Source organism: Rheinheimera oceanensis (genome assembly GCF_018831085.1).
Taxonomy (GTDB): Bacteria; Pseudomonadota; Gammaproteobacteria; order Enterobacterales; family Alteromonadaceae; genus Alishewanella; species Alishewanella oceanensis.
On the sequence record NZ_JAGPNM010000001.1, the window covers coordinates 513831 to 528005 of the forward strand.

The 14175-nt window shown below is 50.5% G+C and carries 14 protein-coding genes; 8 read left to right on the forward strand and 6 right to left on the reverse strand.

Going from position 1 to position 14175, the window contains the following annotated elements:
- Positions 1–80 precede the first annotated feature (80 nt).
- The 8 genes from J3B89_RS02415 to suhB all read left to right on the forward strand — a co-directional run bounded on the left by J3B89_RS02415 (position 81) and on the right by suhB (position 8338).
- A complete protein-coding gene (locus tag J3B89_RS02415) occupies positions 81–2987 on the forward strand; it encodes a monovalent cation/H+ antiporter subunit A (RefSeq protein ID WP_215395907.1) in 2907 nt (968 codons plus the stop codon).
- Positions 2987–3337 carry a Na+/H+ antiporter subunit C gene (locus tag J3B89_RS02420; RefSeq protein ID WP_215395908.1) on the forward strand — a complete coding sequence of 117 codons (351 nt, stop codon included), beginning with the start codon at positions 2987–2989 and terminating at the stop codon, positions 3335–3337. Before J3B89_RS02415 ends, J3B89_RS02420 begins: the two co-directional genes overlap by 1 nt.
- Positions 3334–4944, forward strand: a complete 1611-nt coding sequence (locus tag J3B89_RS02425) for a monovalent cation/H+ antiporter subunit D (protein WP_215395909.1) — start codon at positions 3334–3336, stop codon at positions 4942–4944. The genes J3B89_RS02420 and J3B89_RS02425 overlap by 4 nt, the downstream gene beginning before the upstream one ends.
- Positions 4941–5441 carry a Na+/H+ antiporter subunit E gene (locus J3B89_RS02430; protein WP_215395910.1) on the forward strand — a complete coding sequence of 167 codons (501 nt, stop codon included), beginning with the start codon at positions 4941–4943 and terminating at the stop codon, positions 5439–5441. Before J3B89_RS02425 ends, J3B89_RS02430 begins: the two co-directional genes overlap by 4 nt.
- Positions 5438–5716 carry a K+/H+ antiporter subunit F gene (locus J3B89_RS02435; RefSeq protein ID WP_215395911.1) on the forward strand — a complete coding sequence of 93 codons (279 nt, stop codon included), beginning with the start codon at positions 5438–5440 and terminating at the stop codon, positions 5714–5716. The genes J3B89_RS02430 and J3B89_RS02435 overlap by 4 nt, the downstream gene beginning before the upstream one ends.
- The gene (gene mnhG / locus J3B89_RS02440; protein WP_215395912.1) at positions 5713–6144 is read left to right on the forward strand and encodes a monovalent cation/H(+) antiporter subunit G; all 432 of its coding nucleotides are present in this window, start codon (positions 5713–5715) and stop codon (positions 6142–6144) included. Before J3B89_RS02435 ends, mnhG begins: the two co-directional genes overlap by 4 nt.
- Complete coding sequence (locus J3B89_RS02445; protein ID WP_215395913.1) at positions 6128–7399, forward strand: mechanosensitive ion channel family protein; 1272 nt, start codon at positions 6128–6130, stop codon at positions 7397–7399. Before mnhG ends, J3B89_RS02445 begins: the two co-directional genes overlap by 17 nt.
- Before the next feature lie 135 nt (positions 7400–7534).
- On the forward strand, positions 7535–8338 hold the full coding sequence (suhB, locus tag J3B89_RS02450) for an inositol-1-monophosphatase (RefSeq protein WP_215395914.1): 804 nt from the start codon (positions 7535–7537) through the stop codon (positions 8336–8338).
- A 132-nt stretch (positions 8339–8470) separates the two neighbouring features.
- On the opposite strand, the gene J3B89_RS02455 is transcribed toward suhB, so the two are convergent.
- The 6 genes from J3B89_RS02455 to tgt form a co-directional block, all read right to left on the reverse strand.
- Positions 8471–9334, reverse strand: coding sequence for a TraB/GumN family protein (locus J3B89_RS02455; RefSeq protein WP_215395915.1), 864 nt, complete (start codon positions 9332–9334; stop codon positions 8471–8473).
- A gap of 3 nt (positions 9335–9337) precedes the next feature.
- Positions 9338–9721 carry a rhodanese-like domain-containing protein gene (locus tag J3B89_RS02460; RefSeq protein ID WP_215395916.1) on the reverse strand — a complete coding sequence of 128 codons (384 nt, stop codon included), beginning with the start codon at positions 9719–9721 and terminating at the stop codon, positions 9338–9340.
- Positions 9722–9818: 97 nt separating this feature from the next.
- A complete protein-coding gene (secF, locus tag J3B89_RS02465; RefSeq protein ID WP_215395917.1) occupies positions 9819–10766 on the reverse strand; it encodes a protein translocase subunit SecF in 948 nt (315 codons plus the stop codon).
- A 10-nt stretch (positions 10767–10776) separates the two neighbouring features.
- Positions 10777–12630, reverse strand: a complete 1854-nt coding sequence (gene secD, locus J3B89_RS02470) for a protein translocase subunit SecD (RefSeq protein ID WP_215395918.1) — start codon at positions 12628–12630, stop codon at positions 10777–10779.
- 21 nt (positions 12631–12651) lie between these two features.
- Positions 12652–12990, reverse strand: coding sequence for a preprotein translocase subunit YajC (yajC, locus tag J3B89_RS02475; protein ID WP_068228223.1), 339 nt, complete (start codon positions 12988–12990; stop codon positions 12652–12654).
- Positions 12991–13009: 19 nt separating this feature from the next.
- Positions 13010–14152, reverse strand: coding sequence for a tRNA guanosine(34) transglycosylase Tgt (gene tgt / locus J3B89_RS02480; protein ID WP_215395919.1), 1143 nt, complete (start codon positions 14150–14152; stop codon positions 13010–13012).
- Between the last annotated feature and the right edge of the window lie 23 nt (positions 14153–14175).

Consider the following 14175-nt stretch of genomic DNA (forward strand, 5'->3'; position numbering starts at 1 on the left):
GAACCTATGGCTGTTGTGCCGGACACATTACTCAGCCTCATACGCCACTCAACCCGGCGTATTATTGATTTCGGAGAATTATGACACTACTTCTGCTGCTTCTGTTGCCTTTTTTGGGTTGTGTTATTGCGGCTTGCATGCCGGCCTATGCGCGAAATCGTGAAGCCTGGTTTGCCGCGTTTATTGCATTGTGCGGCCTGCTGTTAACATTTAGCCTGTACCCGGCAGTCAGTAGCGGTATCGTTATAAAACATGAACTGGCCTGGTTGCCCATGTTCAATCTTAACCTGGTGCTGCGCATGGATGGCCTTGCCTGGCTGTTCTCAGTGCTTGTTCAGGGTATTTGCCTTTTGGTGGTGCTCTACGCCCGCTACTATATGTCTCCCAAAGATCCGGTGCCACGCTTTTTCGCCTTTTTACTGGCCTTTATGGGCGCGATGCAAGGTGTGGTTATTTCCGGCAATCTGATCCAGTTAGTGATGTTTTGGGAGCTAACCAGCCTGACATCTTTTTTACTGATTGGTTACTGGCACCACCGTGCCGATGCCCGCCGCGGCGCACGGATGGCCTTTACTGTAACCTCAATTGGCGGCCTGTGTTTACTGGCCGGTGTATTATTACTGGGCTATATAGCAGGCAGTTATGATTTAGATACCGTGCTGGCATCTGCCGATGTTGTTCGCGCTCATCAGGCTTATTCACCGGCACTGGTGCTGATTGCCCTGGGTGCCCTGAGCAAAAGTGCGCAATTCCCGTTTCATTTCTGGTTGCCGCATGCCATGGCTGCGCCGACTCCGGTATCAGCTTATCTGCACTCGGCGACAATGGTAAAAGCCGGTATTTTTCTGCTGATGCGCTTATGGCCGGTACTGGCCGGTACACCGGAATGGACCTGGATCATCGGCACTGCCGGTGTCTGTACTATGCTGATTGGCGCCTATCTGGCTATTTTCCAGCATGATTTAAAAGGCCTGCTGGCATACTCTACTATCAGCCATCTGGGCCTGATCACCTGTCTGCTGGGCATTGGTACGCCGCTGGCAATGGTAGCCGCTATTTTTCATACGCTTAACCATGCCATTTTTAAAGCCTCGCTGTTTATGGCGGTAGGTATTATTGACCACGAATCCGGCACGCGCGACATGCGTAAGTTATCGGGGTTATCGCGCTTAATGCCCTACACGGCTACCCTGGCTATTGTTGCCAGTGCAGCAATGGCAGGCGTACCTTTATTAAACGGCTTTTTATCGAAAGAAATGTTTTTTGCCGAAGCGCTGCTGGTGGGGCCAAGCACTAACTGGTGGATGTCTGCGGCTGCAGTGCTAATGGGCGTTTTTGGTGTCGCGTATTCTATGCGGTTTATCAGCGTTTTTTTCGGTGCCAAAGCAACTGAGTTACCAAAACAGCCACACGAGCCACCACGCTGGATGCGCTTTCCGGTTGAGCTTCTGGTGTTGTGCTGTCTGATCGTTGGCGTGGCGCCGCAGCTTAGCATTGGCGTGCCGCTGCAAACAGCTGCAGCCTCAGTGCTGGGTGAACGTCTGCCGGATTACAACCTGGCAATATGGCATGGCATTAATGCACCGCTGATTATGAGTGTGCTGGCATTTGCTTTGGGCATACTGCTGTTTAAAGTGCTGAAGTACCGCTTTAACTTGCTGCAAAGTATTCATATTCCGGTACTGTACCGGTTTAACGGCAAACAAGCTTATGAAAGCAGTATGCTGATACTGGCGTCATCAGCTGCCAGGCTGGAGCGGTTGTTTAGCAGCCGGCGGCTGCAGCCGCAGCTGTTTTTGCTGGTACTGGCCGGATTATTTGCCTCGGCACTGATGCTGCAGGCCATGCCGGATTTTAACCATGCCTGGTCCGTTGATAATGTAAATTTGCCGTTTGCAATGCTGTGGCTGGTTGGCTGCACTTGCGCAGTGTGCGCAGCCTGGCAGGCTAAGTACCACCGGCTGGCAGCATTAATGCTGGTAGGCGGCACCGGCATTGTCACCAGCCTGACCTTTTTATGGTTATCAGCACCTGATTTGGCCCTGACACAATTAATGGTAGAAACAGTGACCACGGTGTTGCTATTGCTGGGTCTGCGCTGGCTGCCATCGCGGATTTCAGCACGCCAAATGAATCTGGTAGCCAGCAACCGCGATAAGTTACGCCGTAGCCGCGATCTGGTTATAGCCATTATTGCCGGTAGTGTCATGTTTGTTATCAGCTACTTTGTGCTACTGCACCCGGCCAACTTTACTATCAGTAACTTTTTCCTCGACAACGCCGTGCCCGGTGGCGGTGGCACCAACGTGGTAAATGTATTGCTGGTTGATTTTCGTAACTTCGACACTCTGGGTGAAATCACCGTACTTAGCATAGTCGCACTAACAGTGTATGCCTTGTTGCGGCGTTTTCGCCCGGCGCAGGAGAGCATCGGCATCCCGGCGCAACAGGCAAACCAGGTTGACCCGGCCAGCCGGCAAACACCGGCAGAGCAAGCCAACAGCGGTTATTTGTTAATTCCCGGTATATACCTGCGGCTGCTACTGCCGGTAATTGGTATCAGCGCGGCTTACTTCTTTATGCGCGGCCATAATTTACCCGGCGGTGGCTTTATAGCCGGTTTGGTTTTCGCCGTGGGTATGATTATTCAGTATATGCTGGCCGGTACAGTGTGGATTGAATCGCGCCTTAAGCTTAACCCACACCGCTGGATAGCTGTGGGTATCGGCCTGGCCTGTTTTACCGGTTTGGGTTCACTGCTGCTTGGTTATCCGTTTCTTACCACCCATACCGCGCATGTAACGGTGCCTCTGCTGGGCGAAATACATCTGCCCAGTGCCTTTATTTTTGATCTGGGTGTTTTTGCCGTTGTTGTCGGCACCACCATGCTGATCCTGATAGCACTGGCGCACCAGTCTGTGCGCAGCCACCGGGTACCGGGCACACAACAGGACAACAGCACAGCAGCCAACAGGGAGATCCGTTAATGGAATTAACTATTGCTTTATCCATCGGCGTACTGTTTGGCTCTGGTATCTGGCTTATTCTGCGCCCGCGTAGTTTTCAGGTTATTACCGGCTTATTGCTGCTGTCTTATGCGGTTAACCTGTTTATTTTTATCACCGGCCGTTTGTCGGTAAATAAACCGCCGCTCATTATACAAGGCGAAGTGGTAGACCCTGCACTATATGCCGACCCGCTACCGCAGGCTTTGGTGCTTACTGCCATTGTTATTGGTTTTGCTACCACTGCACTTTATCTGGTGGTGTTGCTGGGCTCACGCGGGCTTACCGGCACCGACCACGTTGACGGCAAAGAAAGAGATTCAGAAGAATGATGTATCTGAACCCGCATTTAATGATGTTACCGATACTGCTGCCACTGTTGGCCGGTGCAACGATGGTATTTATTAATGAACGCCATCACCGGCTAAAGTTTTTAATTAATCTGTCCAGCACCGCCGTTATGCTGTTAACCGCAATTCAGCTGCTGATGCAGGCACAAAGCGGCTTGTGGCCTGCCGATATGGCAGTGTATCTGGCCGCTAACTGGTCAGCTCCTTTTGGCATAGCTCTGGTGGCTGACCGGCTGGCGGCAGTAATGCTTATACTCACTGCTACCCTTGGCGCAGCTACGCTGGTGTTTTCCTACAGCCGCTGGTCTAAAACCGGTGTGCACTTTCATACCTTGTTCCAGCTACTGTTGATGGGCATTAACGGCGCAATTTTAACCGCTGACTTATTTAACCTGTTTGTATTTTTTGAAGTGATGCTGGCGGCATCTTATGGCTTGCTGCTGCATGGTTATAACATCAGCCGTATTCGTGCCGGCATGCAATATATCGTGGTAAACCTGGTAGCCTCGTTGTTTTTTCTGATTGGTATTGCGCTGATATATGCAGCCACCGGCACGCTGAACTTTGCCGATCTGGCGTTAAAAATAGCCACGCTGGATAGCACAGACCGTTTTATTCTGCAAACCGGCGCAGCGATACTGGCGGTGGCATTTTTAACTAAAAGTGCCATGTGGCCGCTGGGTTTCTGGTTACCTGTTACTTATTCTGCCGCCTGTGCCCCGGTTGGCGCCATGCTGGTGCTGCTAACAAAAATAGGGGTGTACGTTATTTTACGGCTATGGTGGCTGCTGTTTTCAGAGTACGGCGGCGCTTCAGCCGGTTTTGGCGGCAGTGTTTTACTCTGTGGCGGTTTGTTAACATTGGCATTTGGTGCAATTGGTTTACTGGCCAGCCAGGAACCACGCCGTATCGCCAGCTTCAGTGCCGTCATTTCATCAGGTACCTTACTGGCCCTTATCGGCTATGGTGACGCATCACTGCTTAGCTCAGCACTGTTTTATTTAATCAGTTCCACACTAGCGGTAGCCGCTTTTATTATGCTGACTGAACTGACCGACCGCATTTACACCCCGGCAGCCAGTGTACTGGCACTCAGTATGGAAGCCTTTGCCGTAGAAGAAGACACGCAGGAAAGCGCCGGTGTGGTTATCCCGGCAGCCATGGCATTTCTTGGCCTGGCGTTTGCAGCCTGCGCCTTAATTATGGCGGGCTTACCGCCGTTATCCGGCTTTGTTGCCAAATTCAGTATTTTGCATAGCTTATTAGATAGCAGTGCTGCACATGCCCCCCTGTGGGCACGCTGGCTAATACTGACGTTGCTGCTGGTGGCGGGCCTTAGCGCCATCATTGCACTGATGCGCTTTGGTGTGCGCACTTTCTGGACCTTATACAACAGTGTGCCTCTGCGGTTGCATCCGACAGAAGCCCTGCCAATACTGGCAATACTACTGCTGGGTGTCTGCATGGTATTTACTGCCAGCCCACTGTTTAACCTGCTGGACCGTGTCAGTGCCGATTTACAACAGACGCCGGCCTATATAGAGCGGGTATTACAGCAGCCAATTATCGGCGCGGAGGAGGTATTATGACACGCTGGCTACCATCCCCACTGTTATCGCTGGCGTTGCTGCTGTTATGGTTAATGCTGAACCAGACACTGGAACCGGCCCACCTGTTGCTGGGCGCCGCATTTGCCATAGCGGCACCATTGTTAACCGCACCGCTGAGGCCGTTTAAAGCCCGGATCCGCAGGCCGGCAGCCATACTGCGGTTATTCTGCTGGGCTTTTCTGGAAATTATCCGCTCCTGCTTTAACGTAAGCCGGATTATTTTATTCAGCAAAGCCGATAACCTTAACTCTCAGTTTATTAAAATTCCGCTGAGCCTGCAGGACCCAACCGGCCTGGCGGTATTATCCTGCCTGATAAACTGTACTCCGGGCACAGTTTGGGTAGAAATTCTGCAGGATACCCATCAGCTGTCTTTGCATGTATTTGATCTGCATGACGAGAACTGGTGGATAGATACCATTAAACAGCGGTACGAAAGCCCGCTGATGACTATTTTCGAACGGGAGGCAGCATGAGGCTGTTACTGGAAATATCGCTGTATTTTTCCCAATTCTGTGTTGTGCTGGCCATGTTGTTTTGTATGTTACGGCTGTTAAAAGGCCCCACTGCACAGGACAGAGTACTGGCACTGGATACCATCTGGATGTGTGCAATGCTGTTTGCTTTGCTGCTGGGTATCAGCTTTGCCAGCCTGGTGTATTTTGAATGGGCAATGCTGATTGCTCTGACAGGCTTTGTGTCATCTGTTGCACTGGCTAAATTTCTAATGCGCGGAGAAATTATCGAATGATGCAAATTCCTGCCGATATTCCGGCCTGGCTAGCCATAGCGGTTGCTTTGCTGCTTATTTGTGGCAGCCTTATAACACTTGTCGGTACTTTGGGGCTGCTGCGTTTACCGCACTTTTATCAGCGTATTCATGGCCCGGCTATTACCATTACCTTTGGTGCAGGCTGTTTTTTGCTGGCCTCTATGCTGTACTTTACCGCTTTACAAGAGCGGCCGGTTATTCACGAACTGCTTATTACCGCTTTTATCATGCTTACTGCTCCGGTGACCGCCATGTTGCTGATGCGAACCGCGGTATACCGTGATTTGCGCAACGGCAGGCGTATTGCAGATATGGCAACTGATCCACAGCCTGCAGCCGGGCATGGTGCAACTGCCGGAGCAACAAGCCCCGGCCTGATGGAGGAATCACGTGACAGAAACCCTTAATAACATCTCATTATGGTTTGAACAATATCCGCAATGGCAACTGGCTGCGTCGCTCAGCGCCATACTGTTATTATCCTGGTTGGGTAATTTAATTGTAAAACGGGTTCTGGTTGCTGGCATTGTCCGGGCACTTAAAAGCACCAGCTTAAGCTCGCATCATCTGATCAAAGACTTCAGCTTTATCTCCAGGCTGGCCAATATCGTACCGGCATTGATCATCTCTACCGGCATAAAACTGGTGCCTAACCTCTCCACCAGCCTGGTAACGGTTGTCGTCAATGTGTGTAATGCTTTCGTTATTCTTACTATTGCTCTGGCTATAGCCAATATACTCAATTTAGTTAATACCGTTTACGAGCAACGGCCCGATGCCAAAACCAAGCCAATAAAAGGCTATATCCAGGTTATAACCATTGCAATTTATGCTATTGCATTAATTCTGATTATTGCCGCCCTGTTTGATCGCTCACCCCTGATCCTGCTATCCGGTTTGGGAGCCATGGCTGCAGTGCTGATGTTAATATTTCAGGACACTATTTTGTCATTAGTCGCCAGTGTACAGATATCGTCTAACGACGTGTTGCGCGTAGGTGACTGGGTAGAAATGCCACAGTTAAATGCCGACGGCGATGTGATTGATATTGCACTGCACACAGTAAAAATTCAGAACTGGGACAAAACCATCACCACTATTCCCACCCGCCGTTTTATGACAGATCCGTTTAAAAACTGGCGCGGTATGCAGGAATCTGGCGGCAGACGCATTAAACGCAGCATTATGCTGGATCAGCAAAGCGTGCATTTTCTCGATCAGGAGCAAATCAGCCGGCTGGGGCGGTTTCGTTTGTTACAGGATTACTTACCCGCCAAACAGCAGGAAATTGATGAGTGGAACCTGCAACTGGCAGAACAGGGCAAAGAGCCGGTTAACACCCGCCGTATTACCAACCTGGGCTCATTTAGGGCCTATGTTTTACATTATCTGAAAAACCATGCCGGCATTCACCAACAGATGACCATCATGGTACGCCAACTGGCGCCGGGGGCCGATGGCCTGCCGCTGGAATTGTATTGTTTTACCAATACCACCGCCTGGCTCGACTACGAGGGTATTCAGTCAGATATCTTTGATCATTTGTTGTCCATTCTGCCGGAATTTGGCTTAAGGGTATATCAACACCCCAGTGGTATGGATGTGCGGGCGCTGGTAAGAACCCTTAACCCGGCAGAAAACCCAGGCAAAAGCGCACAGTAACAGCGGGCATGGCACAATGTAACAAGTTAACCGCAGCCGCGGTTTTTACCTTTACTTTTTTCTGTTAGCCGTTACAATGTGCGCCGCTCTTTTGACCGAAATTTACACAGCTCTTTTCAAAATAAGGTAATTGCTATGCATCCGATGTTAAACATCGCGGTTCGCGCTGCCCGCAGCGCCGGTAACGTGATCGCTCGTGCCTGTGGCCAGCTTGATATGGTTCAGAAAGTACAAAAAGGCACTAACGACTTTGTGACCAATGTCGACAGAGAAGCCGAACAAGCTATTGTTCAGGTGTTAAAAAAATCGTTCCCGACCCACGGTATTGTCGGTGAAGAGCATGGTGATTACGGCAATAACGACAGCGAGTTTCAGTGGATTATCGACCCGCTGGACGGCACCACCAACTTTGTTAAAGGCATTCCGCATTTTGCGGTGTCTATCGCATTAAAACATCAGGGTAAATTAGACCAGGCAGTGATCTTTGATCCACTGCGCGGTGAGTTATTTACCGCATCACGTGGCCGTGGCGCCCAGTTAAATGGTACCCGTATCCGTGTTACTAACCTGGCCGATATGCAGGGCACTATCCTCGCAACGGGCTTTCCGTTTAAAAACAAAACTCACTTACCGGCACACAGCGCTATGCTGACGTCGTTGCTGGCAGACGCTGCCGATATCCGCCGCACCGGTTCTGCCGCGCTGGATTTAGCCTACGTTGCCGCAGGCCGTTTTGATGGTTTCTTTGAAATTGGCTTAAAGCCGTGGGATATCGCCGCAGGTGAGTTAATTGTGCGCGAAGCCGGTGGCCTGGTGTGTGATTTTGTCGGTGGCAATAACCAGCTACGCAGTGGCAACGTGGTAGCGGCCAGCCCGAAAGTACTGGCGGCTATGCTAAAAGGTATTCGCCCACACCTGACAGAAACGCTGTCACGCTAGACAACGCTGCATAGTCTGCAACACCCGCTGTGCTCGCCACAGCAACTCGCAAGCCATCCCTGGCTTGCTCAGACACTCTGTGGCTGCGCATCGGGGTTGCAGACTATAAGCCAGAAGCTCTATAACCAAGTGCTACAACTGCTTGATGCTGTAGCCCTGCTCACGCAGTAACTGCAATACATTGGCCTCACCTGCCAGATGCAAAGCCCCCACTAACACCAGTTCTATCTCCGGCGTGGCCAGCATTTGCTCCAGCTGCGGTAGCCAGTTTTTATTGCGCTGCACTAACAATGCATCATAAAACAGCTTACCTTCCGGCGTATCGGTAAACGCCATTGCCAGTTCTGCCATAGTGCCGGTGTCACCACTGCGCCAGGCCGCGATAATTTTCGTTAGTTCAGCCTCCAGCTCAGACAACTGCTGCAGGTTTTGCGTAACAAACGCATCTTCATTTTCTGCCGAGATATTCAGCAACATCGCCAGTTGCTGCTCCACGGTTTCCAGAAATAGCATCGGTTTATTGTCGGTAACGGCCTGCTTAAGAAAATGCATATCCACGCCCTCGCCTGCCATACCGGCCTTTTGCAGGGCAACCTGCATTAACGTCAGTAGCACAAAGTCGGGTTTAAATTGGTTCAGCGGCGCTAAATCAACGCCCTGGGTTTTCGCATACTGTTGTAACTGCTGATAGGTGCTGGCAGACAACACCTGCGACAAACTGCGGCCATCGCTGTACATAGCATGCTGCATCAGCAATTGCACGCCCTTTGCAGTTTCAAGCTCACGTACATCGGTTTCAAATACCAGCGTATCAGCCTGGCTGTAAGCCTGGCTAAACTCCTGCGGCAATGGAAATTGCTCTGGCGGTAGCAAGTGTACCGTACCGGCAATGTATAAGCGCTGTTCACCCTTTGTTACCTGCCATACCGATGTCTCAGCCTGTACTGAAACACTTAGCAGCAGCGCTGCTGATAATAGCATTATTAGTTTTTTCATTTGTTAACCCTTACTGGCAGTTGGCACATCAAGCGGTAACTTACGCTCGCACCATTCACGAAAACCGCCTGCCAGGCTAAATACATTCTGATAGCCCATTTGCTGTAGTGTTTGTGCAGACAACGCCGAGCGAAAGCCACCACCGCAGTACAACACCAGCTTTTGCTTTTTGTCCGGTACCGTTTGCTCAATATCACGTTCAATAATACCTTTGCCCAGGTGCATGGCCTCCGGCAGATGGCCTTGCGCCCATTCGTGATCTTCACGGATATCCAGCAGCACATAAGGCTGATTATGCTCAAGCAGCTCGGTAATGGTAATTTCTTTAATCTGGGCTTTGGCCTGTTCAACCAGCGCCAGAAAAGCCGGTGCATGTTGTTTGCTCATAGTATGGTTATCCTTAATGTGGCGGCGTTAAAAACAAAAATGCCGGTCAGTGACCGGCATTTTTAGCATGTTTAACGCCACAATTACAGTAAAGCAGCTACAGTAAAGCGTCGGTATTTTCACCTTCTTTTTCTACCGGTGGTGGCGGCAGCATATCTTCACGGCTGATGCCGAGAATTTCTGCAATTGAACTGGCCACATAGACAGAAGAGTAAGTACCTATAGCAATACCAAACAGCAAAGCCGTGGCAAAACCGTGTATTAACGCGCCACCCATATAAAACAGTACCACTAATACCAGCACCGTGGTTAATGATGTAATAACTGTACGGTTTAATGTAGAGGTAATGGCATCATTAATGGTGTCGTCGACGCTGGTATCACGTAATTTACGGAAACTCTCACGGATACGGTCAAACACTACAATGGTATCGTTAATGGAGTAACCTATCAGCGCCAGTATCGCAGCCAGCACTGTTAAATCAAACTCCAGCTGCAGTAACGAAAACAGGCCCATGGTTAAAATTACGTCATGCGCCAGTGATGCCACAGCCCCCACCGACAAACGCCATTCAAAGCGCATGGTGACATAAAGCAAAATACCTATCAGCGCCACCAGCATCGCCAGGCCGCCGTCTTCTTTTAACTCAGCGCCTACGCTTGGCCCGACAAACTCAACCCGGCGCATAGTTACCGGCTCGGCTTGCTGGGCATTAAGCGCTTTAATTACGCTGTCGCCCACGGCTGCCTGCTCTACATCAGTGCGTAGCGGAATACGGATCAGTACATCACGGCTGGTACCGAACAACTGTACCACCGCATCACCATAACCGGCGTCGGTCAGGGTTTGCCTTACTGCTGTTAAATCCGCCGGAGTGGCAAAGCCAACTTCAATGACAGTGCCGCCGGTAAAATCCAGCCCCCAGTTAATACCTTTAGTGGCGATAGAAAAAAACGAGCCCAAAATTAACAGTGTTGACAGTATAATCGCCGGCCATTTTAACCGCATAAAGTTTAACGGCTGGCTAAAATTAAAAATTCTCATGCCGTATTCCTTATATCGGTAATGACTGCACGCGGCGGCCACCCCAGAATAAATTCACTAATAAGCGGGTACCTACTACCGCCGTAAAAATAGACGTCAGAATACCTATCGCCAGCGTTACCGCAAAGCCTTTTACCGGCCCGGTACCTATACCGAACAGGATCAATGCCACTAACAACGTAGTAATGTTAGAGTCGGCAATGGTTGAAAAAGCGCGATCATAACCGTGGTGAATAGCCTGCTGCACTGAGCGGCCTTCCAGCAGCTCTTCGCGGATACGCTCAAATATCAGCACGTTGGCATCTACTGCCATACCTACTGTAAGCACAATACCGGCCATACCAGGCAAAGTGAGTGTCGCGCCCGGTATCATAGACATAATACCGACAATCAGCACCAGATTGGCTATCAGTGCGCAGTTGGCCACCAGGCCAAAGGCCTTATAGTAAATCACCATAAAGATCAGTACGCACACCATACCCCACTGAATAGCCGTTACGCCCAGTTCAATGTTTTCTTTACCTAAGCTCGGGCCTATAGTGCGCTCTTCAATGATCTGAATTGGCGCAATCAAGGCACCGGCCCGCAGTAACGTAGACAGGTTTTGCGCTTCGCCCGGTGACGAGATACCGGTAATGCGGAAATCACGGCCTAAACGGGCCTGAATAGTGGCGTCGTTAATGACTTCCTGCTGTTTAATCAGTACCGGATTGCCATCAGCGCCAATTTCAGTACCGGGCTTGTACTCAATAAATACTGATGCCATACGCCGGCCAATGGCATCGCGCGTAGCGGCAGATAACATATTGCCGCCTTTGGCGTCCAGCTTAATGCTGACCTGCGGCCGACTGTATTCATCAAACGCCGAACTGGCACCGGTAATATGTTCACCGGTAAGCATAATACGTTTTTCCAGCAATAGCGGGCGGCCATCGCGGGTGTAATACAGTTCTGAATTAGGCGGTACCCGGCCTTCCAGCGCAGCAGACAAATCGCCTTGCTCATCGACCAGGCGAAACTCCAGTGATGCGGTAGCTCCCAGAATTTCTTTCGCCTGAGCGGTGTCCTGCACCCCAGGCAACTGCACGACAATACGATCAGCACCCTGGCGCTGCACTAACGGCTCAGCTACACCAATTTCGTTTACCCGGTTACGGATAATAGTGATGTTTTGCTCCAGTGCATATTCGCGGATTTCCCGTAAACGGATTTCGCTGATGCTAACCAGTAAGGTCAGATTATCGCTGCCAGTGCTAAACACCAGTTCACGATCACGTTTTTTCAGCGCGGCCTCTGCTGCTGCAACATCCTCTTCACTGCGAAAACTTACCAGTACCTGACCACGGGCAACATCGGCCTGCACATTACGGTAACGGATTTTGTCCTCACGTAAGTCAGCACGGAAGGTTTGCACCATATCATTGAGGTTTTTATCCAGCGCGGCTTTCATGTCCACGGCCATCAGAAAGTGCACACCACCACGCAGGTCCAGACCTAAATTCATTGGCGTAGCGCCTATGGCAGTTAACCAGCCGGGTGTAGCCGGTGCCAGGTTAAGCGCCGTAACAAAGTTGCCGCCCAGTTGCTGGTTGGCAATTTCGCGGGCCTGCAGCTGATCTTCAGTGCTGTGAAAGCGGGCCAGTATCTGACCGTCTTCCAACACTACAGATTTAGCAGCAATATTGGCAGCACGGAAGCTTTGCTCCAATTGCAAGCGGGTTTCTTCTGCCACGGTGCCACCGCGGGTGGCGCTGATATTCAGCGCCGGATCTTCCGGATATAAGTTTGGCAAAGCATATACCAGCGCCAGCAGCAGCATGCCGATAACGACGATATAGCGCCAAAGTGGGTTTTGATTTAACACCTGTTTATCCTTTCTTCGGGCTTACAGTGATTTCAGTGTGCCTTTTGGCAGTACCGCACTGATCGCTGCTTTTTGTACCGTTACTTCTGTGGTGTCGTTCAGCGCAATAACCACAAAGTCTTTGTCTTCAGCAATTTTGCTGATACGGCCAATCAGGCCACCCTGGGTTAATACCTCGTCACCTTTACCTAAGGCTGCCATCAGGTTGCGGTGTTCTTTTACACGTTTAGCCTGTGGGCGGTAGATCAGAAAATAAAAAATCAAACCAAACGCCACCAACATGATGATAAGGTCCCAACCGCCGCCCTGAGCTGGCTGGCTGGCTACGTCGGCGTATGCATTGCTGATAAATAAACTCATAAGTGTCCCCTAATTGTGATTAATGTTGTTCTGTATTGGTATCAATTGCTTGCAGTGCCGGAACCGGCAAACCGCGCTTAGTGTAAAACTGTTCAACAAACTGCTCCAAGTTACCAGCGGCTATAGCTGCGCGCAATCCTTGCATCAGCTTTTGGTAATGATGCAGGTTGTGGACGGTATTAAGCCGGGCGCCCTGAATTTCGTTACAACGGTCCAGATGGTGTAAATAGGCACGGGAATAATTTTTACAAGTGTAACAGTCGCATTCTGCATCCAGCGGGCCAATATCATCTTTGTATTTGGCATTACGGATTTTTACCACACCGGTGCTGACAAACAGATGACCGTTACGCGCATTACGGGTTGGCATAACGCAGTCAAACATATCGATACCACGGCGTACCGCTTCAACGATATCTTCCGGCTTGCCCACGCCCATTAAATAGCGCGGCTTGTGTGCCGGCATTTTATCGGTGGTGTGGTTTAAAATGCGGATCATATCTTCTTTAGGCTCACCTACCGACAACCCGCCGATAGCGTAACCATCAAAGCCAATATCTTCCAGGCCGTTAAGCGATACATCGCGTAAGTTCGGATACATACCGCCCTGAATAATACCAAATAATGCTGCGGGGTTATCGCCGTGCGCATCTTTGCTGCGTTTAGCCCAGCGCAGAGACATTTCCATCGACTTTTTCGCTTCCTGCTCGGTGGCCGGATATGGCGTACATTCGTCGAAAATCATCACGATATCTGAGCCTAAATCACGCTGCACTTCCATTGAGCGCTCCGGCGTTAACATGATGCGCTCGCCATTTAGCGGCGAGCGGAATTTAACGCCTTCTTCAGTAATTTTGCGCAGCTCACCCAGGCTGAATACCTGAAAACCGCCGGAGTCGGTCAAAATGGGTTTATGCCAGTGCATAAAGTCATGCAGATCACCATGTTTTTTGATGATCTCAGTGCCCGGGCGCAGCATTAAGTGAAAGGTGTTGCCAAGGCAGATTTGCGCGCCGGTAGCGTCCAGCTCTTCCGGTGTCATGCCTTTTACCGTACCGTAAGTACCCACCGGCATAAAGGCGGGCGTTTCTACTACACCACGCTCAAAGATCAGCCGGCCACGGCGGGCCTTGCCATCTGTGGTATCTAATTCAAATTTCATTACTATCCTCATACGCCGGAAAA

What these genes read in the sequence shown, in the direction of transcription:
- tgt (WP_215395919.1), bottom strand. Translation starts at nt 14,152, where the DNA reads ATGAAATTTGAATTAGATACCACAGATGGCAAGGCCCGCCGTGGCCGG.
- yajC (WP_068228223.1), bottom strand. Translation starts at nt 12,990, where the DNA reads ATGAGTTTATTTATCAGCAATGCATACGCCGACGTAGCCAGCCAGCCA.
- secF (WP_215395917.1), bottom strand. Translation starts at nt 10,766, where the DNA reads ATGAGAATTTTTAATTTTAGCCAGCCGTTAAACTTTATGCGGTTAAAA.
- J3B89_RS02420 (WP_215395908.1), top strand. Translation starts at nt 2,987, where the DNA reads ATGGAATTAACTATTGCTTTATCCATCGGCGTACTGTTTGGCTCTGGT.
- J3B89_RS02460 (WP_215395916.1), bottom strand. Translation starts at nt 9,721, where the DNA reads ATGAGCAAACAACATGCACCGGCTTTTCTGGCGCTGGTTGAACAGGCC.
- J3B89_RS02425 (WP_215395909.1), top strand. Translation starts at nt 3,334, where the DNA reads ATGATGTATCTGAACCCGCATTTAATGATGTTACCGATACTGCTGCCA.
- mnhG (WP_215395912.1), top strand. Translation starts at nt 5,713, where the DNA reads ATGATGCAAATTCCTGCCGATATTCCGGCCTGGCTAGCCATAGCGGTT.
- J3B89_RS02455 (WP_215395915.1), bottom strand. Translation starts at nt 9,334, where the DNA reads ATGAAAAAACTAATAATGCTATTATCAGCAGCGCTGCTGCTAAGTGTT.
- J3B89_RS02415 (WP_215395907.1), top strand. Translation starts at nt 81, where the DNA reads ATGACACTACTTCTGCTGCTTCTGTTGCCTTTTTTGGGTTGTGTTATT.
- J3B89_RS02430 (WP_215395910.1), top strand. Translation starts at nt 4,941, where the DNA reads ATGACACGCTGGCTACCATCCCCACTGTTATCGCTGGCGTTGCTGCTG.
- J3B89_RS02435 (WP_215395911.1), top strand. Translation starts at nt 5,438, where the DNA reads ATGAGGCTGTTACTGGAAATATCGCTGTATTTTTCCCAATTCTGTGTT.
- suhB (WP_215395914.1), top strand. Translation starts at nt 7,535, where the DNA reads ATGCATCCGATGTTAAACATCGCGGTTCGCGCTGCCCGCAGCGCCGGT.